This window comes from Sphingosinicella sp. YJ22 (genome assembly GCF_011320075.1).
Classification (GTDB): Bacteria; Pseudomonadota; Alphaproteobacteria; order Sphingomonadales; family Sphingomonadaceae; genus Allosphingosinicella.
In genome coordinates this window covers 1-1450 of the sequence record NZ_JAANPA010000081.1, presented here as the reverse complement: position 1 = coordinate 1450, position 1450 = coordinate 1, and the positions used below count along the sequence as shown (strand labels likewise).

Below are 1450 nucleotides of genomic sequence, written 5' to 3'. Positions count from 1 at the left end.
ACCCGCGCCGGCTCGGCCAGGTGCGGGTGGTGCGCGGCGGCGGCAGCGGCGCGGCCGGCCCCGGCGCGCTGGCCGGAACCATCGAGCTGGACAGCGCCGGGCCCGGCGACCTTCGCGGTCTCGGCGCCACGCTCGCCGCCGGCAGCCGCGCCAGCATCGACGGTTTCGCCGCCGCCGGTCTCGATCTCGGCCGCGGCTTCCTCACCGCCAGCGCCTCCTATGCGCGCGGCGACGGCTTCATCCCGATCGTCGCGGAGCAGCGCGGCCCGGTCGACCGGCCGGCGCCCTACGAGCAAGCAAGCTTCGCATTGCGCGCGGTCGCGCCGCTCGCTCCGGCCATCGAGCTTCAGGCGAGCGGCGTCGCCTTTCACGACACGCGCGAGCGCGGCACCGCGTTCAGCGACATAAGCACGGACGGCCTCGACGCCTCCCTCCGCCTCGTCGGCTCGGGCGCGCTGCCCTGGTCGGCGCTCGCCTATGTCCAGAGCCGCAGCTTCTACAACAGCTTCGCCGCGGTCACCGCCGGCCGGGCGGCGGCCAACCGCACCGCCGAGCAATATGAGGTTCCGTCGACCGGCCTCGGCGCGCGAGTCGAGTTGCGCCCGCGCCTCGGCCCGGCCGAGCTGCGCATCGGCGGCGACTGGCGCGAGACGGCGGGCGTCACCCGCGAGCGCTTCAACTTCCAGAACGGAATCGGCACGCGCGGCCGCGCGGCGGGCGGGCGCACCCGAACCGTCGGCGCGTTCGGCGAGGCGAGCCTGGAGGCCGGGCCGTTGGTGCTCAGCGGCGGCGCCCGAATCGACCGCTGGTGGATCGAGGACGGGCGCCTCGAGGAGCGCATCTTCGCCACCTCCGAGCTGATCACCGACACCCGGTTCGCCGACCGCAGTGGCTGGCAGCCGACCGCGCGCGGCGGCATCGCCTGGCGCGCGACGCCCGATTTCACCGTGCGCGCGGCCGCCTATCTCGGCTGGCGCCTGCCGACCTTGAACGAGCTTTACCGGCCATTCCGCGTCGGCCCCGACGCGACCGCCGCCAATGCCGAGCTTCGGCCCGAACGGCTGCGCGGCGCCGAGGCCGGAGTCGAGTGGCGGCCGCTGCCCGAGGCGCGGATCGGAGCCACCCTGTTCGCCAACCGGCTCGAAGACCCGATCGCCAATGTCACCCTGGCGCAGGGGCCAGGCCTGTTCCCCGGGGTCGGCTTCGTCTCGGCCGCCGGCGAATTTCGCCAGCGCCGCAACCTGGACGCGATCGACAGCCGCGGAGTCGAGATCGACGGCAGCATCGCGCTCGGCCGCTTCACATTGAGCGCCGGCTACAGTTTCGCCGATGCGGAAGTGGTGGCGAGCGGCCCCGCCGCGCCGCTCGACGGCCTGAGGCCCGCCCAGACCCCGCGCCACAGCGCCGCCGCCACCGTCGCCTGGACGCCGCGCGACGGCGCCCGCGCCTC

The 1450-nt window shown here is 75.3% G+C and carries 1 protein-coding gene; it reads left to right on the top strand.

The genetic code is table 11. The features are described 5' to 3' along the window. Positions 1 to 1450: TonB-dependent receptor (locus tag G7B71_RS15530; RefSeq protein WP_166042590.1), on the top strand; the 1450-nt coding region annotated here is incomplete at both ends.